At 41.6% G+C, this 22,995-nt stretch carries 20 protein-coding genes; 19 read left to right on the forward strand and 1 reads right to left on the reverse strand.

Features of this window, described 5'->3' with window-relative positions; genetic code table 11:
* Positions 1-79: 79 nt before the first annotated feature.
* The 17 genes from cra (at position 80) to lpxC (ending at position 19,030) form a co-directional block, all read left to right on the forward strand.
* A complete protein-coding gene (gene cra / locus INT04_RS03010) occupies positions 80-1,087 on the forward strand; it encodes a catabolite repressor/activator (RefSeq protein WP_193014680.1) in 1,008 nt (335 codons plus the stop codon).
* 685 nt (positions 1,088-1,772) lie between these two features.
* A complete protein-coding gene (gene mraZ / locus INT04_RS03015) occupies positions 1,773-2,231 on the forward strand; it encodes a division/cell wall cluster transcriptional repressor MraZ (RefSeq protein ID WP_193014681.1) in 459 nt (152 codons plus the stop codon).
* A gap of 3 nt (positions 2,232-2,234) precedes the next feature.
* Positions 2,235-3,182 carry a 16S rRNA (cytosine(1402)-N(4))-methyltransferase RsmH gene (gene rsmH, locus INT04_RS03020; RefSeq protein WP_193014682.1) on the forward strand — a complete coding sequence of 316 codons (948 nt, stop codon included), beginning with the start codon at positions 2,235-2,237 and terminating at the stop codon, positions 3,180-3,182.
* Positions 3,183-3,500 carry a cell division protein FtsL gene (gene ftsL / locus INT04_RS19445; protein WP_193014683.1) on the forward strand — a complete coding sequence of 106 codons (318 nt, stop codon included), beginning with the start codon at positions 3,183-3,185 and terminating at the stop codon, positions 3,498-3,500.
* 11 nt (positions 3,501-3,511) lie between these two features.
* Entirely contained in the window at positions 3,512-5,308 is a 1,797-nt protein-coding gene (gene ftsI, locus INT04_RS03030) for a peptidoglycan glycosyltransferase FtsI (RefSeq protein WP_193014684.1), read from the forward strand.
* Positions 5,295-6,782 carry a UDP-N-acetylmuramoyl-L-alanyl-D-glutamate--2,6-diaminopimelate ligase gene (murE, locus tag INT04_RS03035; RefSeq protein ID WP_193014685.1) on the forward strand — a complete coding sequence of 496 codons (1,488 nt, stop codon included), beginning with the start codon at positions 5,295-5,297 and terminating at the stop codon, positions 6,780-6,782. The genes ftsI and murE overlap by 14 nt, the downstream gene beginning before the upstream one ends.
* Positions 6,779-8,161 (forward strand): UDP-N-acetylmuramoyl-tripeptide--D-alanyl-D-alanine ligase, encoded by a 1,383-nt coding sequence (gene murF / locus INT04_RS03040; protein ID WP_193014686.1) that lies wholly within the window; start codon positions 6,779-6,781, stop codon positions 8,159-8,161. The genes murE and murF overlap by 4 nt, the downstream gene beginning before the upstream one ends.
* Positions 8,155-9,237: a phospho-N-acetylmuramoyl-pentapeptide-transferase gene (mraY, locus tag INT04_RS03045; protein WP_193014687.1), complete on the forward strand. Its 1,083-nt coding sequence runs from the start codon at positions 8,155-8,157 to the stop codon at positions 9,235-9,237. Before murF ends, mraY begins: the two co-directional genes overlap by 7 nt.
* Position 9,238: 1 nt before the next feature.
* On the forward strand, positions 9,239-10,549 hold the full coding sequence (gene murD, locus INT04_RS03050; RefSeq protein WP_193014688.1) for a UDP-N-acetylmuramoyl-L-alanine--D-glutamate ligase: 1,311 nt from the start codon (positions 9,239-9,241) through the stop codon (positions 10,547-10,549).
* On the forward strand, positions 10,549-11,742 hold the full coding sequence (gene ftsW, locus INT04_RS03055; protein WP_193014689.1) for a cell division protein FtsW: 1,194 nt from the start codon (positions 10,549-10,551) through the stop codon (positions 11,740-11,742). The genes murD and ftsW overlap by 1 nt, the downstream gene beginning before the upstream one ends.
* Complete coding sequence (gene murG, locus INT04_RS03060) at positions 11,739-12,821, forward strand: undecaprenyldiphospho-muramoylpentapeptide beta-N-acetylglucosaminyltransferase (RefSeq protein WP_193014690.1); 1,083 nt, start codon at positions 11,739-11,741, stop codon at positions 12,819-12,821. The genes ftsW and murG overlap by 4 nt, the downstream gene beginning before the upstream one ends.
* 41 nt (positions 12,822-12,862) lie before the next feature.
* Positions 12,863-14,326, forward strand: coding sequence for a UDP-N-acetylmuramate--L-alanine ligase (gene murC / locus INT04_RS03065; RefSeq protein WP_193014691.1), 1,464 nt, complete (start codon positions 12,863-12,865; stop codon positions 14,324-14,326).
* A 5-nt stretch (positions 14,327-14,331) separates the two neighbouring features.
* Entirely contained in the window at positions 14,332-14,688 is a 357-nt protein-coding gene (locus INT04_RS03070; RefSeq protein WP_193014692.1) for a hypothetical protein, read from the forward strand.
* 1 nt (position 14,689) lies between these two features.
* Entirely contained in the window at positions 14,690-15,475 is a 786-nt protein-coding gene (gene ftsQ, locus INT04_RS03075) for a cell division protein FtsQ (protein WP_193014693.1), read from the forward strand.
* A 45-nt stretch (positions 15,476-15,520) separates the two neighbouring features.
* Positions 15,521-16,777: a cell division protein FtsA gene (ftsA, locus tag INT04_RS03080; protein WP_006533748.1), complete on the forward strand. Its 1,257-nt coding sequence runs from the start codon at positions 15,521-15,523 to the stop codon at positions 16,775-16,777.
* A gap of 70 nt (positions 16,778-16,847) precedes the next feature.
* Complete coding sequence (gene ftsZ / locus INT04_RS03085; protein WP_193014694.1) at positions 16,848-18,014, forward strand: cell division protein FtsZ; 1,167 nt, start codon at positions 16,848-16,850, stop codon at positions 18,012-18,014.
* A gap of 98 nt (positions 18,015-18,112) precedes the next feature.
* A complete protein-coding gene (lpxC, locus tag INT04_RS03090) occupies positions 18,113-19,030 on the forward strand; it encodes a UDP-3-O-acyl-N-acetylglucosamine deacetylase (protein WP_036913397.1) in 918 nt (305 codons plus the stop codon).
* Between the two features lie 33 nt (positions 19,031-19,063).
* Here the strand turns inward: lpxC and INT04_RS03095 are convergent, their stop codons facing one another.
* On the reverse strand, positions 19,064-19,579 hold the full coding sequence (locus tag INT04_RS03095) for a DUF721 domain-containing protein (RefSeq protein WP_193014695.1): 516 nt from the start codon (positions 19,577-19,579) through the stop codon (positions 19,064-19,066).
* 45 nt (positions 19,580-19,624) lie between these two features.
* Here INT04_RS03095 and secM point away from each other — a divergent pair, with 45 nt between their 5' ends.
* A complete protein-coding gene (secM, locus tag INT04_RS03100) occupies positions 19,625-20,152 on the forward strand; it encodes a secA translation cis-regulator SecM (protein WP_193014696.1) in 528 nt (175 codons plus the stop codon).
* Between the two features lie 99 nt (positions 20,153-20,251).
* Positions 20,252-22,960 (forward strand): preprotein translocase subunit SecA, encoded by a 2,709-nt coding sequence (secA, locus tag INT04_RS03105; protein ID WP_193014697.1) that lies wholly within the window; start codon positions 20,252-20,254, stop codon positions 22,958-22,960.
* The last annotated feature ends 35 nt before the right edge of the window (positions 22,961-22,995 follow it).

The following is a 22,995-nucleotide window of genomic DNA, read 5'->3' on the forward strand; positions in this document are numbered from 1 at the left end:
CAAACTCAGATCAGCATGATGACTGAAATTCATAGCAATATGTAATAAATAACACATTTAATAATTAAAAGAGGCTAATGTGAAACTGGATGAAATCGCCCGCTTGGCTGGTGTTTCACGAACAACAGCAAGTTATGTCATTAATGGTAAGGCGAAACAGTACCGTGTAAGTGACAAGACTGTTGAAAAAGTGATGGCGGTGGTCAGAGAGCATAATTACCACCCGAACGCTGTTGCCGCGGGATTACGTGCTGGTCGTACGCGTTCTATTGGTTTGGTTATTCCTGATTTGGAAAATACCAGTTATACCAGGATCGCAAATTACCTTGAACGACAAGCTCGCCAACGGGGTTATCAATTACTGATTGCGTGTTCAGAAGACCAACCTGACAACGAAATTCGTTGTGTTGAGCACTTACTACAGCGCCAAGTTGATGCCATTATTGTCTCAACCGCATTGCCACCGGAACACCCTTTCTATCAACGGTGGGCTAATCGTTCATTACCGATTATTGCGCTGGATAGGGCATTAGAAAGTGAGCATTTTATTAGTGTTGTTGGTGATGACTTGGAAGACTCCAAGATGTTGGCAACTGAATTAAACGCTTTTCCTTCGCAATCTGTACTTTATTTAGGCGCACTTCCTGAACTCTCTGTAAGTTTTTTACGTGAACAAGGTTTCCGTAGTGTATGGAAAGAAGATCCTAGAGAAGTCACCTACCTTTATGCAAATAGCTATGAACGAGAAGCCGCTGCTGCTGCTTTTTCAGAATGGCTAAATAACAATCCAATGCCAGATGCATTATTCACAACATCTTTTGCTTTATTGCAAGGGGTTATGGATGTGACATTACAGCGAAGTGGCCGTTTACCAACTCAATTAGTCATTGCAACTTTCGGTGACCATGAATTATTAGATTTCCTTGAATGTCCGGTTTTATCGGTTGCTCAACGACATCGTGATATTGCTGAGCGTGTATTAGAGCTTGTTCTTGCTAGCCTTGAAGAAGAACAAAAACCTCAAGCAGGGATCACCCGTATTCGTCGTGATTTATGTCGCCGTGGTAGTTTAGGACGCGCACGTTAATTTGATATCGTATTATTGATAATTATCTGCACTTATACTCATCCCTGTTTTATTAAATTAAAACGGGGATGCTTTATTTGGTTAAAGAATGTCGAATAGCCTAGAGAATATTAAATTTGAGATTAATCTTAAGCCTTTTTTTACTATTTCTCTCATTTTACTAAGTTAATAGATCAAATTTTGACACTTCCATAAGTGATATTGCTTAAATTATATAAGTAATTAATTTCATTTTGGGAAAAGTAATAAGAAAAAAAATAACTATCTGCATGATATTGAATTATTTTTTTAAACTAACCTGTTTTTATTTATATAAAAGTATCTTCAAATTATTATGTTGGCTAAAGGTAAATGAACTGCAATAAATTAGTTTTTTATCATTAAAATTATGATTTACCCATTATGATTTCTTTATCTGGTTTTCCCTCCAATAATCGTTATAAATAATTACTTTTAGTGATTAAAATTATAAAGTGAAAAATAATCTCTATTAATCATAGTGTTAATATTTTCTTTTTCCCTTTTGTTGATAATTTAAACATTTCGGTGTGCCTATCAAATTACTGTAAATATAAATAAAGCTTCCTATATCTGGCTTGACAACGTTTTCATACCATCCGTAAACTCTATTTGTGGGGATTTGTGGGATAATGTGGTGTAAATTACAAAGCTGGGGAGAATGAGGATGTTTCGTGGAGCAACACTCGTTAATCTTGACAGCAAAGGGCGAATAACAGTTCCTTCCCGTTATCGAACAACGCTGAGTGAGATTACTGAAGGTCAAATGGTTTGTACCATTGATCTTAATCAGCCGTGTTTATTGCTTTATACACTTCCTGAATGGGAAAAGATTGAGTTAAAATTGGCGGCTTTGTCTTCCATGAACCCGGCTGAACGTCGTGTTCAACGTTTATTATTGGGACATGCCAGTGAATGCCAAATGGATAGTGCAGGACGTCTTTTGCTAGCTAGCACGCTTAGACAGCATGCGGGGCTAACCAAAGAGGTCATGTTAGTCGGACAATTCAATAAATTTGAATTGTGGGATGAACAGGTCTGGTATAACCAGATCGAAAAAGACATTGTTGCCGAGCAAACCTCACAAGAACCGTTATCGACACGACTATTGGATTTATCACTTTAAATAATGACAACAAATAATTTTAGTCATACCAGCGTATTACTGGATGAAGCAGTGAATGGCCTGAATATTAAACCTTCAGGTATCTATATCGACGGAACATTTGGTCGAGGCGGTCACTCCCGTTTAATTTTATCGCAATTGGGTGAACAAGGTCGCTTGATAGCGATAGACAGAGATCCACAAGCCATTGCCGTGGCTAATGAAATTGATGATGCACGATTTTCTATTGTTCATGGACCTTTTTCAAATATTGAGCAGTATGTCAATGAATTAGAATTGGCTGGGAAAATTGATGGTGTATTACTGGATTTAGGTGTTTCATCACCTCAACTTGATGATCCTGAACGTGGTTTTTCTTTTATGCGTGATGGGCCACTTGATATGCGTATGGATCCAACATCAGGATTATCAGCCGCACAATGGCTGATGAAAGCATCTGAAGAAGATATCACATGGGTATTAAAGACATTTGGTGAAGAACGTTTTGCTAAACGTATAGCACGTGCCATTGTTGAGCGTAATAAAACAGAAGAGCCTTTGACTCGAACTAAGCAATTAGCTGATTTGATTAGCGATGCAAGCCCAGTAAAAGAACGACATAAGCACCCCGCGACACGCAGTTTTCAAGCAATTCGTATCTATATCAACAGCGAATTAGATGAAATAGAAAAAGCCTTAAAAGGGGCGGTTTCTGTTTTAGCGCCAGAAGGGCGTTTATCGGTGATTAGTTTCCACTCATTAGAAGATCGATTAGTGAAGCGTTTTATTCGTGATGAGAGCAAAGGCCCCGTTGTGCCAGCAGGTATTCCACTCACTGAGAATCAAATAAGAGCGTTAGGAAGTGCTCGCTTATCGAGTATTCACAAGATGAAACCGACAGGCATTGAAGTTGAGGAAAATCCACGGGCACGAAGCTCTGTATTACGTGTAGCAAGGCGTATTGAGGAATAAATGTCTACTGAACGACACACGCTACCAGGAGTTATAGGGCAGGATTTACTGCGTTATGGCAAGTTACCCGTTTGTTTGCTCATTGCTGTGATTATTTCTGCGGTGTATGTCGTGACAACAGCACATAAAACACGTTTGTTGACAGCAGAGAAAGAGCGTTTAGTGCTGGAAAAAAATGTACTGGATATCGAATGGCGTAACCTCATTCTTGAAGAGAATGCGCTGGCGGATCACAGCCGAGTTGAGCGCTTTTCAAGCGAAGGATTAGGTATGATCCACGTTGACCCATCAAAAGAGAATATTGTGGTTACTAAATAATTAAGGCAAGTATGAAATTTTCACGTTCGGCAAAAGCGAAAGCAAAGACAAAGACAAATGCCAAACTACGCAAACCTGAAGAAAAAACAGGATTTGTGAGTTGGCGTTTTGCGTTGCTTTGTAGTGGTATTGGTATCGCTTTAGTCGCGCTATTAATCCGTGTTGCCTATTTACAGATTATTAATCCCGATCCCCTTATCCGTGAAGGGGATATGCGTTCTCTGCGAGTCCAAAAAGTGCCAACAGCAAGAGGCATGATCAGCGATAGAATGGGGCGTCCTCTTGCGGTCAGTGTGCCGGTTTATGCAATTTGGGCTGATCCTAAAGTTGTGTTAGATGCCAATCCTGATATGACAGATTCACGGTGGTTAGCACTTGCTGATGCATTGAAGATCCCCGTAAGTCAAATTGAGCAAAAAATTGCAGCAACACCTTCCGCTCGTTTTATCTATTTAGCCCGTCAAGTTAATCCTGAAATTAGTGATTACATCAGTAAATTAAAAATTACTGGGATTAACATGCGCCAAGAATCAAAACGGTATTACCCATCCGGTGAAGTGACTGCTCACATTATTGGTGTGACGAATATTGATGGTGATGGTATTGAAGGGGTTGAAAAAAGCTTTAACCAATGGCTGACAGGTGCTCCTGGTGAGCGAGTAGTGCGCAAAGATGGTTTTAACCGAGTGATCGAAAATATTGCTCAAACTGACAGCCAAGCCGCTCATAACTTGATGCTAAGTATTGATGAACGTCTGCAATCTGTGGTTTATCGCGAATTAACCAATGCGGTGATTAAGAATAAAGCAGAATCAGGAACTGCCGTTTTAGTGGATGTGAACACTGGCGAAGTGCTCGCAATGGCAAATAGCCCATCCTATAACCCGAATAATTTAACGGGTACACCTAAAGATGCGATGCGTAATCGTGCTATCACCGATATTTTTGAACCGGGCTCCACCGTAAAACCAATGGTAGTGATGAGTGCACTTCACAATCATATCATTAAAGAAAACAGTGTAATTAATACTATTCCTTATCGTATTAGCGGGCATCAGATAAAAGATGTCGGATCATATAATGAGCTTTCGATAACCGGAATATTACAGAAATCGAGTAACGTTGGTGTTTCACGACTGGCGTTAGCGATGCCTGCATCTGAACTCGTGGATGTGTATTCACGATTTGGATTCGGGAAGCCAACCAACTTGGGGCTGGTTGGCGAAAGTAGTGGCATATTTCCAATAAAAAAACAACGGTGGTCCGATCTTGAAAGGGCCACCTTCTCATTCGGATATGGGCTAATGGTAACGCCGTTACAGTTAGCACGTGTCTATGCAACTATAGGCAGTTTTGGTATTTACCGTCCTCTCTCAATTACGAAAGTTGACCCGCCTGTACCGGGAACGCGTGTATTCCCTGAACCTATTATGAAAACCGTAGTTCATATGATGGAAAGCGTCGCATTACCCGGTGGTGGTGGTGTGAGTGCTGCCATTAAAGGCTATCGTGTTGCTATTAAAACAGGGACTGCGAAAAAAGTAGGGCCTGACGGAAAATATATTAATCAATATATCTCTTATGCTGCGGGTGTTGCACCAGCAAGTCATCCTCGCTTTGCGTTAGTTGTGATAATCAATGAACCTAAAGCAGGTAAGTACTACGGGGGCGCAGTATCTGCACCGGTGTTTGGCGCAATCATGGGCGCAGTTTTACGCACAATGAACGTAGAACCTGATGCATTGATGCCAGACGATAAAAATGAATTTGTAATTACAAAAGAAGAGGATACAAGTGGCCGATCCTAACTTAAGTGACCTATTAGGGGCACTCGGGATACAAGCACCATCATTGATGCTCAAAGACATGACACTCGATAGCCGAAAAGCGGCGAGCGGTGATCTTTTTATCGCGATTAAAGGTCATGAAACAGATGGTAGACGCTATATTCCTCAAGCAATTGCTCAAGGTGTTTCTGCAGTATTAGCAGAAGCACAAGGCGTTGCATCGCAAGGTGAAATCCGTGAAAGTCACGGTGTTCCTGTTATTTATATTGATAATCTTAATGCGGAATTATCAAAATTAGCAGGATGTTTTTATCATCAACCTGCGGAAAAATTGAAATTAGTGGGTGTTACTGGAACTAACGGAAAAACGACAACAACACAATTGTTAGCACAGTGGGCTCAAGGATTAGGTGAGACTAGCGCCGTGATGGGAACGGTAGGCAACGGACTATTGGGTCATGTTGTTCCTGCCATGAATACCACCGGCTCTGCAGTAGATATTCAATTAGAATTGCAACAATTATTAAACCAAGGTGCGACGTTAACGGCGATGGAAGTCTCTTCCCATGGCTTAGTTCAAGGTCGTGTTAGTGCTTTACCGTTTGTGGCGAGTGTATTTACTAATTTAAGCCGTGACCATCTTGATTATCACGGTGATATGGCAAATTACGAAGAGGCAAAATGGTTGCTTTTCTCCACACATAAAAGTGGTGAAAAAATCATTAATGCTGATGATGCGGTCGGTCAAAAATGGCTGTCGCGTTTACCTGAAGCCATTGCTGTCACCATGGAAGATAAATTGCCACAGGGTTGGCAAGGCCGTTTTGTTAAAACAACCAATATCCATTATCACGATGCAGGCGCAACTCTTCGCTTTCGTTCAAGCTGGGGGAATGGCGAAATTGAAAGTCCCTTAATGGGCGCTTTTAATGTCAGTAATCTTTTATGTGCTTTAGCGACATTGCTGGCACTAAAATATCCATTAGAGGCAGTTATCAAAGCCTCATCTGCGTTGACGCCAGTTTGTGGCCGAATGGAAGTGTTTAGTGCGGATAACCGTCCTACTGTTATTGTCGATTATGCTCATACGCCAGACGCGTTAGAAAAAGCACTTCAAGCTGCTCGTTTGCACTGCACAGGTAAATTGTGGTGTGTATTTGGCTGTGGTGGTGACCGAGATAAAGGTAAGCGCCCACTAATGGGCGCGGTTGCAGAAGAGCTGGCAGATAAAGTTATTATTACTGATGACAATCCCCGTAGCGAAGAGCCTCAAGCTATTATTCACGATATTCTCTCCGGTTTAATGGACCCCGGCCGTGCAATCGCTATTGAAGGACGGGCTGAAGCTGTCACTAACGTCATTATGCAAGCGGATGCGAATGATATGATTTTAGTCGCAGGTAAAGGGCATGAAGATTATCAGTTAGTCGGTTCACGTCGTCTTGACTATTCAGACAGATTAACCGTTGCTCGATTATTGGGGGTGATGGCATGATCCCGTTATCACTAGAAACTATTGCACAAGTGACAAATGGTAAACTGAGTCATATTGCTCAAAGCCAAGCAAATCAGTTGACTATTAACGCGATTTCAACGGATAGCCGCAATATTGATGGGCATTGTCTCTTTATTGCATTAGCGGGTGAGCGTTTTGATGCGCATGATTTTATTGCTGATGTAAAACAAAAAGGTGCAGTTGCTGTATTAGTTAATCGTGAAATTGAGATTGATTGTCCGCAAATCATTGTAAAAGATACCCATCTGGCAATGGGGACCATTGCAACTCATATTCGCTCATTGAGTAATGCCAAAATTGTGGCGTTGACAGGCTCTTCAGGAAAAACGTCTGTAAAAGAGATGACGGCTTCAATTTTACGTCACTGCGGTGAAACCTTATATACCCATGGTAACTTAAATAACGACATTGGCGTGCCATTAACGCTGTTTCGTTTAACGCAAGAACACCGTTTTGCTGTTATTGAGTTAGGGGCAAACCATATTGGTGAAATTGCGTATACCGTAAATATGGTGAAACCAGACAGTGCTTTGGTCAATAATCTCTTTTCTGCGCATATTGAAGGTTTCGGCTCACTTGAAGGTATTGCCCAAGCGAAGGGTGAAATTTTTACTCACCTAAAAGAACAAGGTACAGCCATTATTAACCTTGAAAGTAATGACTTATCTGTGTGGCAGCACCACTTTAATCCCCGCCAAACACAATGGTCATTCTCTTTATCTGCGCAACGCGATGCAGATTTTTATCCAACAGATATCGCTGTTAAGCAATTCACCACTAACTTCACCTTACATACACCAGAAGGTTGTGTTGATGTCACTCTTCCATTGCCAGGGCGTCATAATATTGCCAATGCGTTAGCTGCCAGTGCGCTGGCACTTTCAGCAGGGGCAACGCTTGATGCGGTTCGCCTTGGGTTATCAACATTAAAAGCCGTACCAGGAAGGTTGTATCCTGTTGAGTTAACAGCAGGGAAAATGGTGCTAGATGACACTTATAATGCAAACGATGGTTCGATGATCGCGGGCTTACACGTTTTATCTCAATTGCCGGGGTATAAGATTTTTGTTGCGGGAGATATGGCTGAGTTAGGTAAAGACTCAGAGAAATGTCACCGTGATGTGGGGCGTTTTGCACACAATGCAGGGATTGATAGTGTATTTACCGTAGGGGATCACAGCCACTTTATTAGTGATGAAAACCAAGGTGGTCAGCATTTTACATTTAAAGCCGACTTACTTGCTCAATTAATTCCATTATTACAGCAGCATGATGTTGTTTCAGTTTTAGTAAAAGGTTCACGAAGCTCCGCGATGGAAGATATCGTGAACGCATTAAAGGAGTGCTTTGAATGTTAGTTTGGCTAGCCGAATATTTGGTTAAATACCATACATTTTTTAATGTGTTTTCTTATCTGACATTCAGGGCGATTGTTGGTTTATTGACGGCATTAGTGATTGCATTGTGGACGGGGCCTCACCTCATCGCATGGTTACAAAAAATGCAAATCGGGCAAGTAGTTCGTAGCGAAGGCCCTGAGTCTCACTTTAGTAAACGTGGAACACCAACGATGGGCGGGATTATGATCCTGTTTTCTATCTCCATTTCTACTCTGTTATGGGCAAGGTTAGATAACCCGTATGTATGGTGTGTGTTACTGGTTTTAATTGGCTACGGTGTTATCGGCTTTGTTGATGATTATCGTAAAGTGGTGCGTAAAGATACTCGTGGCTTAATTGCTCGCTGGAAATATTTCTGGCAATCCGTACTGGCATTAGTTGTTGCATTTAGCATGTACGCAATAGGCAAAGACACATCAGCGACACAATTGGTCGTGCCATTTTTTAAAGATGTTATGCCCCAATTGGGCATGCTTTATATTTTACTGGCATATTTTGTCATCGTGGGAACCAGTAATGCTGTTAACTTAACGGACGGTTTAGATGGTTTAGCGATAATGCCAACGGTCTTTGTGGCGGCTGGCTTTGCGTTAGTTGCTTGGGCGACGGGTAACGTTAATTTTGCAAGCTACTTAAAAATTCCTTACTTAATGCATGCGGGTGAATTAGTGATTGTCTGTACGGCCATCGTTGGTGCTGGTTTAGGTTTTCTTTGGTTTAACACGTATCCAGCGCAAGTCTTTATGGGTGATGTTGGCTCTTTAGCATTAGGTGGCGCGTTAGGGACTATCGCGGTGTTATTACGCCAAGAGTTCTTATTAGTGATTATGGGTGGCGTGTTTGTTGTTGAAACACTCTCCGTTATTTTACAAGTCGGTTCTTTTAAGTTGCGTGGTCAACGTATTTTCAGAATGGCTCCAATTCATCATCATTATGAATTAAAAGGCTGGCCTGAACCTCGTGTGATTGTCCGTTTTTGGATCATCTCACTGATGTTAGTGCTTATTGGTTTGGCGACGTTAAAGGTACGTTAAAATGGCAAATTATCAGGGCAAAAAAGTGGTTGTAGTTGGGCTTGGAATAACAGGTCTTTCCTGCGTTGACTTTTTTATCCGCCAAGGTGTAACACCTAAAGTGATCGATACGCGCCAACACCCAGGAGGTTTAGATAAACTTCCTGCTGATGTTGAATATCACACAGGAAGTTTTCACCAAGCATGGCTTAACGATGCTGATTTAATTGTCTCAAGCCCAGGCATTGCGCTTTCGACGCCTGAACTTGTTGAAGCTGCCAATCATGGTGTTGAAATTGTCGGTGATATTGAGCTGTTTTGTCGTGAAGCCAAAGCCCCTATTGTCGCAATTACAGGATCTAACGGTAAAAGCACAGTAACCATGCTCGTGGGAGAAATGGCAAACAAGGATGGCATTCGGGTTGGTGTGGGGGGCAACATTGGTGTTCCTGCACTGACTTTATTAACTGAGCCTTACGATCTTTATGTGCTCGAGCTATCAAGCTTCCAATTAGAAACAACGTATAGCTTAAAAGCAGCTGCGGCAACGGTATTGAATATTAGCGAAGATCATATGAATCGCTATCCATTAGGATTAGAACAATACCGAGAAGCAAAATTACATATTTATAAGAACGCGAAGACCTGTGTTTATAACGAAGATGATGCATTAACTTTACCTCTGACTGGCAAAGATATGCGTTGTATCAGTTTTGGAATTGGACAGGGTGATTATCGATTGGATAACACCAATCGTATCTTAACAGTAAATGGTGAGAAAATTCTTTCAACATCTGAGATGTATCTTTCAGGGCAGCATAACTATACCAATGCGTTAGCGGCATTGGCGCTTGCTGATGCGGTAGGAATTTCTCGTCACGCTGCAATCGAAGTATTGAAAACGTATCACGGCCTTGCTCATCGTTTCCAATTGGTTTATTCGCATCAAAATGTGCGTTGGATAAATGATTCTAAAGCAACCAATGTGGGGAGTACGGAAGCCGCTTTACGAGGCTTAGAAGTTGAAGGAACGCTGCACCTTCTATTAGGCGGTGATGGGAAATCAGCCGATTTCACTTCACTATTGCCTTATATCAGTGGTGACAATATTCGCCTTTATTGCTTTGGACAAGATGGACAAGCGCTGGCAAATTTACGACCTGATGTTTCGTTACTAACAGTGACCATGGAAGAAGCGATGCGTGCATTAGCACCTACCGTTAAATCAGGCGATATGGTGTTACTTTCACCCGCTTGTGCCAGCTTAGATCAGTTTAAATGTTTTGAGCAACGTGGTGATGAATTTGCCCGTTTAGCAAGGGAGCTTGGCTGATGAGCATATTCGCGATGCGAAGATTAAAACAGTGGCTGGTGGGCAGTTATCAAACTGAGAATACGGCATTTGTGCCTTATGATCGCACTTTGCTCTGGTTTACTTTCGGATTAGCGGTTATCGGCTTTGTGATGGTGACATCAGCCTCTATGCCCGTGGGACAACGACTTGCGGAAGATCCTTTCTTGTTTGCAAAGCGTGATGGTATTTATCTTGTTGTCGCGTTTTGTATTGCGTTAATTACAATGCGCATCCCAATGGCTATTTGGCAACGTTTTAGTAGTTTAATGCTTTTTGGTTCGATACTGCTTTTATTAGTGGTATTAGGCGTGGGAAGTTCGGTTAATGGTGCTTCACGCTGGATAGCCGTAGGACCTTTAAATTTCCAGCCTGCTGAATTATCCAAATTGGCATTATTTTGTTATCTATCGAGCTACTTAGTTCGAAAAGTGGAAGAAGTCAGAAACAACTTTTGGGGTTTCTGCAAGCCAATGGGCGTTATGTTAGTGCTCGCTGTTTTACTGTTGTTACAGCCAGACTTAGGAACGGTGGTTGTTTTGTTCGTCACAACATTGGCACTTTTATTTTTGGCGGGCGCTAAAATTTGGCAATTCTTAGCCATTATCGGTTCAGGCATTGCGGCTGTAGTTATGTTGATTATTGTTGAGCCTTACCGTGTTCGACGCATTACTTCTTTCTTAGAACCTTGGGAAGATCCCTTTGGGAGTGGTTATCAGCTAACACAATCACTCATGGCGTTTGGTCGAGGGGATTTATTGGGGCAAGGGCTAGGAAACTCTGTACAAAAACTGGAATATTTACCGGAAGCTCATACCGACTTTATTTTCTCCATTTTGGCAGAAGAACTTGGTTATATCGGTGTGGTTTTCGTGCTTTTAATGGTATTCTTCATCGCTTTTCGCGCAATGCAAATTGGGCGACGTGCATTGATCCTCGATCAACGTTTTTCAGGCTTTTTAGCCTGTTCGATCGGGATCTGGTTTACATTCCAATCATTGGTCAATGTAGGCGCAGCAGCAGGCATGTTGCCAACAAAGGGATTAACCCTTCCTCTTATTAGTTACGGTGGTTCGAGCTTGATTATTATGTCAACGGCCATCGTGATGTTATTACGAATTGATTATGAAACACGTCTAGCACAAGCTCAGGCGTTTGTAAGGAGCCCGAAATGAGCGAGCGTAGACGCCGTTTAATGGTGATGGCAGGTGGCACCGGTGGACATGTGTTCCCTGGGCTAGCTGTTGCTCATTATCTACAATCCCAAGGTTGGGAAATCCGATGGTTAGGAACGGCGGATAGAATGGAGGCCGATTTAGTCCCCAAACACGGTATTGAAATTGAATTTATTCGTATTTCAGGCTTACGTGGTAAAGGAATTAAAGCCTTAGTAGCAGCGCCAATTCGTATTTTTAAAGCAACTCTTCAAGCACGTACCATTATGAAACGCTATCAACCCGATGCCGTTCTTGGCATGGGGGGGTATGTTTCTGGTCCTGGTGGTATTGCGGCTTGGCTGTGCGGCATTCCCGTTATTTTGCATGAGCAAAATGGGATTGCAGGGTTAACAAACCGCTGGTTATCCAAAATTGCTAAGCGTGTATTACAGGCTTTTCCGGGCGCATTTCCTAAAGCGCCTGTTGTTGGTAATCCTGTACGTGAAGATGTATTAGCGCTTGAGGCACCATTGGTACGATTAAAAGAGAGAACTGGCCCCATTCGTGTACTGATTATTGGGGGGAGCCAAGGTGCTCGAGTTTTAAATCATACCTTACCGGTGGTTGCTGGTTTGCTTGGTGAACATGTTACAATCTGGCATCAAGCAGGAAAAGGTGGCGAAAGTGATACAAAAACACGCTATCAGAACGAATTAGCTAAAAATTCAGTTAAATCTGAGTATAAAGTTACTGAATTTATTGATGATATAGCGCAAGCTTACCAATGGGCTGATGTTGTCGTGTGCCGTTCAGGTGCATTAACAGTCAGTGAAATTGCCGCAGCGGGATTACCCGCTATTTTTGTTCCTTTTCAGCACAAAGATAGACAGCAATATTGGAATGCCCTGCCATTAGAAAAAGCAGGTGCGGCGCGAATTATCGAACAAAATGATTTAACGCCAGAAGTCATTGCACAAACCCTGAACGATTGGGATAGAGAAACCTTATTAGCAATGGCAGGAAAAGCAAAAAGTGTTGCGATTACGGATGCTACAGAACGCGTAGCGAATGTGATAATCGAAGTAGCAAAAAAATAAACGTAACTTGTAACCATTAACTTAGAGTGAAGATGTAAATAGTGAATACACAACAACTGGCAAAATTAAGATCGTTTGTGCCTGAAATGAGAAAAGTTAGGCATATTCACTTTATCGGCATCGGTGGTGCGGGTATGGGGGGTATTGCAGAAGTGTTGGCTAACGAAGGTTATGAAATCAGTGGTTCTGATTTAGCACCTAATGTTGTCACACAGCAGCTCGTTGGTTTAGGTGCAACCGTCTATTTTAATCATCGCCCTGAAAATATTCGCGGCGCAAGTGTTGTTGTGGTTTCTACCGCAATCAGTGCTGAAAATCCTGAAATTATTGCGGCACGAGAAGCACGTATACCGGTTATCCGTCGCGCTGAAATGCTGGCTGAATTAATGCGTTATCGCCATGGTGTTGCCATTGCGGGAACACACGGTAAAACGACAACGACAGCAATGATTTCAAATATTTATGCGCAAGCGGGTTTAGACCCGACTTTTGTGAATGGTGGACTCGTTAAATCAGCGGGCACACATGCTCGTTTAGGATGTAGTCGTTATTTAATTGCTGAAGCCGATGAGAGTGATGCTTCATTTTTACATTTACAACCCATGGTGGCTGTCGTAACAAATATTGAAGCCGATCATATGGATACGTATCACGGTAACTTTGATAATCTCAAAGAGACTTTTATTACCTTTTTGCACAATTTGCCTTTTTATGGCCGTGCTGTGATGTGTCTTGATGATGATGTTATTCGCTCTATTCTTCCTAAAGTGGGGCGTTACATTACGACTTATGGGTTTAGTGAAGATGCGGATGTGCGTATTACGCATTATGAACAAAAAGGGGCGCAAGGTTTCTTCACTATTTCTCGCGAAGATATGCCTGATTTACAAGTAGTATTAAATGCGCCAGGGCGTCATAACGCGTTAAATGCAACAGCAGCAGTCGCAGTCGCTACTGAAGAAGGCATTGCAGACGAACATATTTTAGCTGCACTTCTTAATTTCCAAGGAACAGGGCGTCGTTTTGACTTCTTAGGAAATTACGGTCTTGAGCATGTAAATGGTCAAGATGGTGAAGTGATGTTGGTGGATGATTATGGGCATCACCCAACAGAAGTTGACGCAACCATTAAAGCAGCAAGAGCTGGTTGGCCAGACAAGCGTCTGGTTATGATTTTCCAACCGCATCGTTATACCCGTACACGTGATTTATATGAGGACTTTGCGACTGTTCTCAACCAAGTTGATATTTTATTATTAACAGATGTTTATTCTGCGGGAGAAGCGCCTATAGCAGGTGCAGATAGTCGCTCACTTTGTCGAACAATTCGCCAACGTGGCAAGCTAGATCCTATCTGGATTTCTGATATGGACAGTGTTTCATCAATATTAGCAGGTGTATTAACCGATAATGATCTTGTTTTAGTTCAAGGTGCTGGAAATATTGGTAAAATAGCACGTCGCTTAGCCGATACGAAACTACAGCCACCTTTAAGCGAGGATTAAGACGGATGTTTGAGCAAGTGGACATCATTTATGGTGAAATGGTTAACCAAACAACTGTAATGATGGTGTGTTATGCAGAAAATAACACTATTTTAGCGAAAAAAAAGATCGGGAATTCGCTTGCTCAAATCCGTGTTGAGAAAAAATTTCAGTTAAAAAGTAAGAAAAACGTAGAAAAATTCGCAATTTCTTCTTTTAAAGTAAATAATTCTCAACATATTGAACAATTTAGTGATTTAATTATCAAACCTAAATGTGTTCATGAAGTATATATATGTAGGAAAAGTATTAATCGCAGGAATATCGGACAAAAGGGTGGGCGATTCTCTGGTTTAAACGTTGCTCAGGAGCTAGTGGGTTAAAATGTCACAAGCAGCGCTAAATATAAAAGAACATAAAGAGAAACCTCATTCTGACAGACCGAGTAATGGGACTTATTTATCAGGATTAATCTTTTTCTTATGTGTGATTGCCACCATTGTCTGGGGGGGAATACAAGTTGTTAATTGGATGAAAGACGTGAATCGCCTTCCTATTTCAAAACTTGTATTAACGGGTGAACGGCATTACACAACGAATGATGATGTGCGTCAGGCAATTTTGTCGTTAGGGCAGCCAGGCACATTTATGACACAGGACGTGAATATCATTCAGCAACAAATTGAGCGTATGCCATGGATTAGGCAAGTGACTGTACGTAAACAGTGGCCCGATGAACTTAAAATCCATTTGGTAGAGTATGTCCCCTTTACCCGCTGGAATGATACTTACTTTCTTGATAAAGAAGGGCGAGTTTTCAGTCTGCCTATACAACTGGAAACTAAGGGAAATTATCCTTTGTTATATGGCCCTCAAGGAAGTGAAAAAATGGTGTTGTCAGGTTATGTTGCAATGAAGGATCAGCTTCTTGCCAGTAATCTGAATTTAAAAGCAGCGTCAATGTCTGCACGTCAAGGATGGCAGTTAGTTTTAGACAATGATGTCCGATTGGAGTTAGGTCGTAAGGATAACGAAAAACGGATCGCTCGCTTTATTGAGTTGTATCCGATACTGCAACAACAAACAGATAAACGGGTTGATTATGTTGATCTGCGTTATGACAGTGGTGGTGCAGTCGGATGGGCTCCTTTATTACTTGAGAATGAATAAACAAGACGTGGCAGATGACACGATGAAGGCGAAGGCAGAACAATAATGATCAAAGCGACGGACAGAAAATTAGTAGTTGGTCTTGAGATTGGTACGGCCAAAGTAGCCACCCTTGTCGGTGAGATCCTGCCTGACGGTGTAGTGAATATTATCGGGGTGGGAAGTTGCCCATCACGAGGCATGGATAAAGGTGGTGTTAACGATCTCGAATCCGTCGTGAAATGTGTGCAACGGGCGGTAGATCAGGCTGAGTTAATGGCTGATTGTCAAATTTCTTCAGTATATTTGGCGTTATCAGGCAAACATATCAGTTGCCAAAATGAAATTGGTATGGTGCCTATTTCAGAAGAAGAAGTGACACAAGATGATGTTGATAGCGTGGTTCACACCGCAAAATCCGTCAAAGTAAAAGATGAACACCGTGTTTTACATGTTATCCCACAAGAGTATGCCATTGATTATCAAGAAGGGATTAAAAACCCTGTTGGATTATCGGGTGTACGTATGCAGGCTAAAGTACATCTGATTACCTGCCATAACGATATGGCAAAGAATATTGTAAAAGCAGTTGAACGCTGTGGGTTAAAAGTGGATCAACTGATTTTTGCGGGACTGGCTTCAAGTTTCGCTGTATTGACAGAAGATGAACGTGAGTTAGGTGTGTGTGTTGTTGATATTGGTGGCGGTACGATGGATATCGCAATTTATACCGGTGGAGCATTAAGACATACTCGCGTGATTCCTTATGCTGGCAATGTGGTGACCAGTGATATTGCTTACGCGTTTGGTACACCCCCAAATGATGCTGAAGCGATCAAAGTTCGCCATGGTTGTGCATTGGGTTCTTTAGTCGGTAAAGATGAAAATGTTGAGGTTCCTAGTGTCGGAGGCAGACCACCAAGAAGTCTGCAACGACAAACTCTTGCTGAGGTGATTGAGCCTCGTTACACCGAACTGCTCAATCTTGTTAATGAAGAGATTTTAAAAGTTCAAGAACAACTACGCCAGCAAGGGATTAAGCATCATTTAGCCGCAGGTATCGTGCTAACAGGTGGTGCTGCACAGATTGATGGACTTGTTGAATGTGCTCAACGTGTTTTTCACACGCAAGTACGGATCGGTAAACCGTTAAATATTACCGGGCTAACAGATTATGCGCAGGATCCCTACTATTCAACAGCAGTTGGGCTCTTGCATTATGGTAAAGAATCCCACTTTGGTGAGGAAACTGAAACCGAAAAACGCTCGGCTGTCAGCGGTTTGTTTAAGAAACTGACCGGTTGGCTCAAAAGAGAGTTTTGATAATCAGACAAATTTAAAAAGAGGTCGTTTGAGCAAGCGGCCCTGAGAAGGCACAAAACGGAGAGAAATTATGTTTGAACCTATGGAATTAACCAACGATGCGGTGATCAAAGTCATCGGCGTTGGCGGCGGCGGCGGTAATGCGGTTGAGCACATGGTTCGTGAACGTATTGAAGGCGTAGATTTCTTTGCAGTCAATACGGATGCTCAAGCGTTACGCAAAACAGCAGTTGGACAAACTATCCAAATTGGTAATGCCATTACGAAAGGCTTAGGTGCAGGTGCAAATCCTGAAGTGGGTCGTAATGCTGCAGAAGAAGATCGTGAAGCGTTGCGCGCAGCGCTTGAAGGTGCTGATATGGTCTTTATTGCTGCCGGTATGGGTGGTGGTACAGGTACCGGGGCAGCGCCAGTGGTTGCAGAAGTAGCGAGAGAATTAGGTATTTTGACCGTTGCTGTTGTGACTAAGCCTTTTAATTTTGAAGGCAAAAAGCGTATGGCATTTGCGGAACAAGGCATTACTGAGTTATCAAAACATGTTGACTCATTAATCACTATTCCTAATGACAAACTCTTAAAAGTACTGGGTCGTGGTATTTCATTATTAGATGCGTTTGGCGCAGCAAATGATGTATTAAAAGGTGCAGTTCAAGGTATCGCTGAGCTAATCACTCGCCCTGGTTTAATGAACGTTGACTTTGCTGACGTAAGAACCGTGATGTCCGAAATGGGTTATGCCATGATGGGCTCGGGTGCAGCTAAAGGTGAAGATCGCGCTGAAGAAGCAGCAGAAATGGCGATTTCAAGTCCATTATTGGAAGATATCGACCTGTCTGGTGCGCGTGGTGTATTAGTCAACATTACCGCAGGCTTTGACTTACGTCTTGATGAATTTGAAACAGTGGGTAATACCATTCGTGCATTTGCATCAGACAACGCGACGGTGGTTATCGGTACATCCCTTGACCCAGAAATGAATGATGAATTGCGTGTTACTGTTGTTGCAACAGGTATCGGCATGGACAAACGTCCAGAAATTACGCTGGTAACAAATAAGCAAAATCAGCAGAACGCAATGGAGAATCGTTATCAGCAAATGCAAAATAGCATGTCTTCTTTTACTGCAGTAGAAGAAAGCAAGCCAGCAGCGAAAGCCGTTAACGAGCAATCTACTCAGGCGAACAAAGAGCCCGATTATTTAGATATCCCTGCGTTCCTGAGAAAACAGGCTGATTAATCGCCAAAAAGATTGGCATCTCCGCTTTTTGTGCTAAACTGTCCTGCCAATTATAAGTATAATGATTGGTAGGACGGATAACATTGCGAGATAAAATGATGATCAAACAACGGACATTAAAACGAATTGTACAAGCAACTGGTGTGGGACTTCACACGGGTAAAAAAGTTACGCTTACAATGCGTCCGGCGCCAGCAAACACTGGGGTCATCTACCGTCGTACTGACTTAAATCCACCGGTGGATTTTCCAGCAGACGCAAAATCAGTTCGTGACACTATGCTATGTACTTGCTTAGTTAATGAAGACGATGTGCGTATATCAACCGTTGAGCATTTAAACGCAGCACTGGCTGGTTTAGGCATTGATAATATTGTAATTGAAGTGAATGCACCTGAAATTCCAATTATGGATGGAAGTGCGGCACCTTTTGTTTTCTTGTTGCTTGATGCTGGTATCGAAGAACTTCGTACTGCGAAGAAATTCATTCGCATCAAAGAAACAGTACGTGTTGAAGATGGCGACAAATGGGCAGAAATGCGTCCATATAACGGGTTTAAATTAGATTTTACTATCGATTTTAATCACCCAGCCATTGATGCAAGTACACAGCGTTATAAATTAGATTTCTCCGCAGAATCTTTCATGAGCCAAATTAGTCGTGCTCGTACTTTTGGGTTTATGCGTGATATCGAATATTTGCAATCTAAAGGATTGTGTTTAGGCGGAAGCTTCGATTGTGCGATTGTGGTTGATGACTATCGTGTTCTCAACGACGACGGTCTACGTTTTGAAGATGAATTTGTTCGTCACAAAATGTTGGATGCAATCGGTGATTTATTTATGTGTGGCTATAATATTATCGGTGAATTCACCGCGTTTAAATCAGGTCATGCACTAAACAATAAATTACTCCAAGCTGTATTAGCAAAAGAGTCTGCGTGGGAATTCGTCACCTTTGAAGACGAAGCTCAAATGCCTGTGGCATTCAAAGCACCCTCAATGGTTTTTGCTTAATCCTGTGAAGGAAAGCACGTTAATTACCTCTAATTAACGTTCATCTTTGGCTGTACTTGTACTCTCTCCGGCAAGTGCAGCCAACCGTTCTAATTTTTCTCTTAACTTCTTCGGACTTTTCTCAGCCAAATATTTCAATGATTGAGCACTTTCTAAACTTAAGTGGCGTTTCTTTTTGGGCTCTTGCTCTTTTAATGATGATATTAAAGATCTTTTTTCCTGTTTTATTCCTAAAGCCGGATTTATTTTGATGTCTATTGAAGATAAGGATGGTAAAATTTCTTGTCTCAATGCAGAAAGTAATGACGGTGTTTCATAACGTAATCGTGTTAACCAGCTTGCGTTTGTGACTTCAATAATTAAAATAGCATTGCGGTAATTTGCGACACGGCATTTATCTTGTAAAGGAACAGGCAAAAGAGCCATGACGGCACGATTTAATTTTAGTAAAATCGTTGCACGCTGTTGTATAAGTTGTAATGTACTTTTATTGGAACCCTCTAGTTCGACGAAGATTTTTTCCAATGATTGTGGGTAGCTATCCCGCATAGATTTTGACTCCACAAAATAAAAATTAATGAGCAACGAAGGTTAATGAGTATTATAAGTTTTTGGCGACAATTTGGCAGGCGATATTTTTGGTCGCATTTGCTTTTAGGGATGGTAGCAGCAGGTATTGGAATACCTTCGCTGTTGTCTGCTCATGCCGAAAATCCACCACAAACAGACACTCCTTCATCTCAAAATCGCCAAAGCCAAGCACTTATTGCGTTTGATAATTTATTTCTACGTCAGAGTGTACAAAATCCTGCTTCATCCTTCACCTTTAATTACTGGCAACAGCATGCTGTAAAAAATGTGATTAAGCAGCTTTCTTTTGCATTCACCATTAATTCTCCTGAATTGATGGTAAAAGCCAAAGATGAGCCGTCTCCTGTTTCTAATGTTGCAGAGGTCATGCTTGATACTCTGTATGCTTTACTCACAGACACTTCTTCATCAGCATTAACCCATTTTCCCCTTTCTGGTTATGCTTTAACACAGATTATCCCTTCCTATCATACCGGATTATGGCTGGCTCAAATCCGTGGTATTCGTGCAGGACCTTACCTAACAGCGTAAAGAAGTCACTTAATCTAATAAGATTATGATTATCTCTGTTGGTCGATAAAACAGAGGCTGTTTTCGGCGTAATCGCGCTATAAATGAGAATAAAGATTTATGTTAGGTAAAATTGTAACTAAAATTTTTGGTAGTCGTAATGACCGTTCTATTCGTCGTATGCGTAAAGTAGTTGTTGATATTAATAAATTAGAACCAGAATTTGAAAAATTAACCGATGACGAACTAAAAGCAAAAACAAATGAATTTCGCGAGCGCTTAAATAAGGGTGAAAAAGAAGAAGATATTTTACCCGAAGCGTTTGCAACAGTACGTGAAGCCAGTAAACGTGTATTTGGTATGCGTCACTTCGACGTCCAGTTAATTGGTGGTATGGTGCTTAATGAGCGCTGTATTGCAGAAATGCGTACAGGTGAAGGTAAAACCTTAACGGCAACATTACCTGCGTATTTAAATGCACTATCAGGTAAAGGGGTACACGTTGTTACCGTCAATGACTACTTGGCACAGCGTGACGCCGAAAACAACCGTCCATTATTCGAATTTTTAGGATTAAGTGTCGGTATCAACTTACCAAATATGGCGCCACCAGTAAAACGTGAAGCCTATAATGCTGATATTACTTACGGAACTAACAATGAATTTGGTTTCGATTATCTGCGTGACAACATGGCATTTAGCCCACAAGAACGTGTTCAGCGTAAATTACACTATGCTTTAGTGGATGAGGTTGACTCAATCTTAATCGATGAAGCACGTACACCTCTTATCATTTCAGGCCCAGCAGAAGACAGTTCTGAACTTTATATCCAAATGAATAAAGTTATTCCTCATTTGGTTTCTCAAGAAAAAGAAGATTCAGATACTTTCCAAGGCGAAGGGGATTATTCTGTTGATGAAAAATCGCGTCAAGTCAATATCACAGAACGCGGTCTGGTTAAAATTGAAGGGTTATTAGCAGAAGCAGGCATGATGAAAGAAGGGGAATCTTTATATTCACCCGCAAATATCATGCTAATGCACCATGTAACAGCAGCATTACGTGCGCATGCATTATTTACTAAAGATGTTGATTACATTGTTAAAGATGGCGAAGTTATCATTGTGGACGAGCATACAGGCCGTACAATGCAAGGTCGTCGTTGGTCGGATGGTTTACACCAAGCGGTTGAAGCAAAAGAAGGTGTAAAAATCCAGAATGAGAACCAAACACTAGCATCAATCACTTTCCAGAACTATTTCCGTTTATACGAAAAATTAGCAGGGATGACGGGTACTGCGGATACTGAAGCGTTTGAATTTAACTCTATTTATCGTTTAGAAACCATTGTTATCCCAACTAACCGCCCAATGGTACGTAAAGATCTCCCTGACTTAGTGTATATGAATGAGCAAGGTAAATTTGCAGCCATTATTGAAGATATTCGTGAGCGGACTAAAAATGGCCAACCTGTTCTTGTAGGTACCATTTCAATTGAAAAATCAGAAGAAATTTCGAATGCATTAACGAAAGCTAATGTTCACCATAACGTGCTGAATGCAAAATTCCACGCAATGGAAGCTGACATTATTGCTAATGCAGGCTTACCTTCTGCTGTTACTATTGCAACTAACATGGCAGGTCGTGGTACCGATATCGTGTTAGGTGGTAGTTGGCAAACAGAATTAGCTAAACTTGAAGAACCTACTGAAGAACAAATTGAAGAAGTCAAAGCAAAATGGAAAGAGCGTCATGATGCAGTATTAGCTTCAGGTGGTTTACATATCATCGGTACTGAACGTCATGAATCTCGTCGTATTGATAACCAGTTACGTGGTCGTGCGGGCCGTCAAGGAGATGAAGGTTCTTCTCGCTTCTATTTATCAATGGAAGACTCCTTAATGCGTATTTTTGCCTCAGATAAAGTCTCTGGCATGATGCGTAAATTAGGTATGAATGAAACAGAAGCAATTGAACATCCATGGGTAACTAAAGCGATTGCTAATGCACAACGCAAAGTGGAAAACCGCAACTTTGATATTCGTAAACAATTACTTGATTATGATGATGTAGCGAGTGATCAGCGCCGTGCAATTTACTCTCAGCGTAATGAGTTGTTGGATGTGGGTGATGTCAGTGAAACAATTGACAGTATTCGTCAAGATGTCTTCACTACGGTAATCGACAACTATATTCCACCTCAATCACTCGAAGAAATGTGGGATATTGAAGGCCTAACATCATGCTTACAAAAAGACTTTGATTTACATTTACCAATCAAAGAATGGTTAGATAAAGAGCCTGAATTACATGAAGAAACATTACGTGAGCGTATTTTAGAAAAATCTATCGAAGTCTATAAAGCAAAAGAAGAAGTCGTGAGTGCTGAGATGATGCGTAACTTTGAAAAAGGCGTGATGTTACAAACGCTGGATTCTCTGTGGAAAGAGCACTTGGCTGCGATGGATTATTTACGTCAAGGTATCCACTTACGTGGTTACGCGCAAAAAGATCCAAAACAAGAGTACAAACGTGAATCATTCGCGATGTTTGCGAGTATGCTGGAATCACTGAAATATGAAGTGATCAGCACATTAAGCAAAGTACAGGTTCGTTTACCTGAAGAAGTTGAAGAATTAGAACGTCGTCGTCGTGAAGAGGCTGAACGTCTAGCAAAACAACAGCAATTAAGCCATGAAGTGACAAAAGAATCTCAAATGTCAGCGGTCGATGGTCAAGTTGCGGCAGGTAAAAAGGTAGGTCGTAATGAACCTTGTCCTTGTGGTTCGGGTAAGAAATTTAAACATTGTCATGGACAATTAGGTTAATTGATCACTTTATGATGATGACTATTTTATTAGTC

Source organism: Proteus sp. FME41 (genome assembly GCF_014897315.1).
Taxonomy (GTDB): domain Bacteria; phylum Pseudomonadota; class Gammaproteobacteria; order Enterobacterales; family Enterobacteriaceae; genus Proteus.

Excerpts from the sequence above, each read along its gene's own strand:
- mraZ (WP_193014681.1), top strand. The coding sequence starts at position 1,773 with ATGTTTCGTGGAGCAACACTCGTTAATCTTGACAGCAAAGGGCGAATA.
- rsmH (WP_193014682.1), top strand. The coding sequence starts at position 2,235 with ATGACAACAAATAATTTTAGTCATACCAGCGTATTACTGGATGAAGCA.
- ftsL (WP_193014683.1), top strand. The coding sequence starts at position 3,183 with ATGTCTACTGAACGACACACGCTACCAGGAGTTATAGGGCAGGATTTA.
- ftsI (WP_193014684.1), top strand. The coding sequence starts at position 3,512 with ATGAAATTTTCACGTTCGGCAAAAGCGAAAGCAAAGACAAAGACAAAT.
- murF (WP_193014686.1), top strand. The coding sequence starts at position 6,779 with ATGATCCCGTTATCACTAGAAACTATTGCACAAGTGACAAATGGTAAA.
- mraY (WP_193014687.1), top strand. The coding sequence starts at position 8,155 with ATGTTAGTTTGGCTAGCCGAATATTTGGTTAAATACCATACATTTTTT.
- murD (WP_193014688.1), top strand. The coding sequence starts at position 9,239 with ATGGCAAATTATCAGGGCAAAAAAGTGGTTGTAGTTGGGCTTGGAATA.
- ftsW (WP_193014689.1), top strand. The coding sequence starts at position 10,549 with ATGAGCATATTCGCGATGCGAAGATTAAAACAGTGGCTGGTGGGCAGT.
- murG (WP_193014690.1), top strand. The coding sequence starts at position 11,739 with ATGAGCGAGCGTAGACGCCGTTTAATGGTGATGGCAGGTGGCACCGGT.
- INT04_RS03070 (WP_193014692.1), top strand. The coding sequence starts at position 14,332 with ATGTTTGAGCAAGTGGACATCATTTATGGTGAAATGGTTAACCAAACA.
- ftsQ (WP_193014693.1), top strand. The coding sequence starts at position 14,690 with ATGTCACAAGCAGCGCTAAATATAAAAGAACATAAAGAGAAACCTCAT.
- ftsA (WP_006533748.1), top strand. The coding sequence starts at position 15,521 with ATGATCAAAGCGACGGACAGAAAATTAGTAGTTGGTCTTGAGATTGGT.
- ftsZ (WP_193014694.1), top strand. The coding sequence starts at position 16,848 with ATGTTTGAACCTATGGAATTAACCAACGATGCGGTGATCAAAGTCATC.
- lpxC (WP_036913397.1), top strand. The coding sequence starts at position 18,113 with ATGATCAAACAACGGACATTAAAACGAATTGTACAAGCAACTGGTGTG.
- INT04_RS03095 (WP_193014695.1), bottom strand. The coding sequence starts at position 19,579 with ATGCGGGATAGCTACCCACAATCATTGGAAAAAATCTTCGTCGAACTA.
- secM (WP_193014696.1), top strand. The coding sequence starts at position 19,625 with ATGAGTATTATAAGTTTTTGGCGACAATTTGGCAGGCGATATTTTTGG.
- secA (WP_193014697.1), top strand. The coding sequence starts at position 20,252 with ATGTTAGGTAAAATTGTAACTAAAATTTTTGGTAGTCGTAATGACCGT.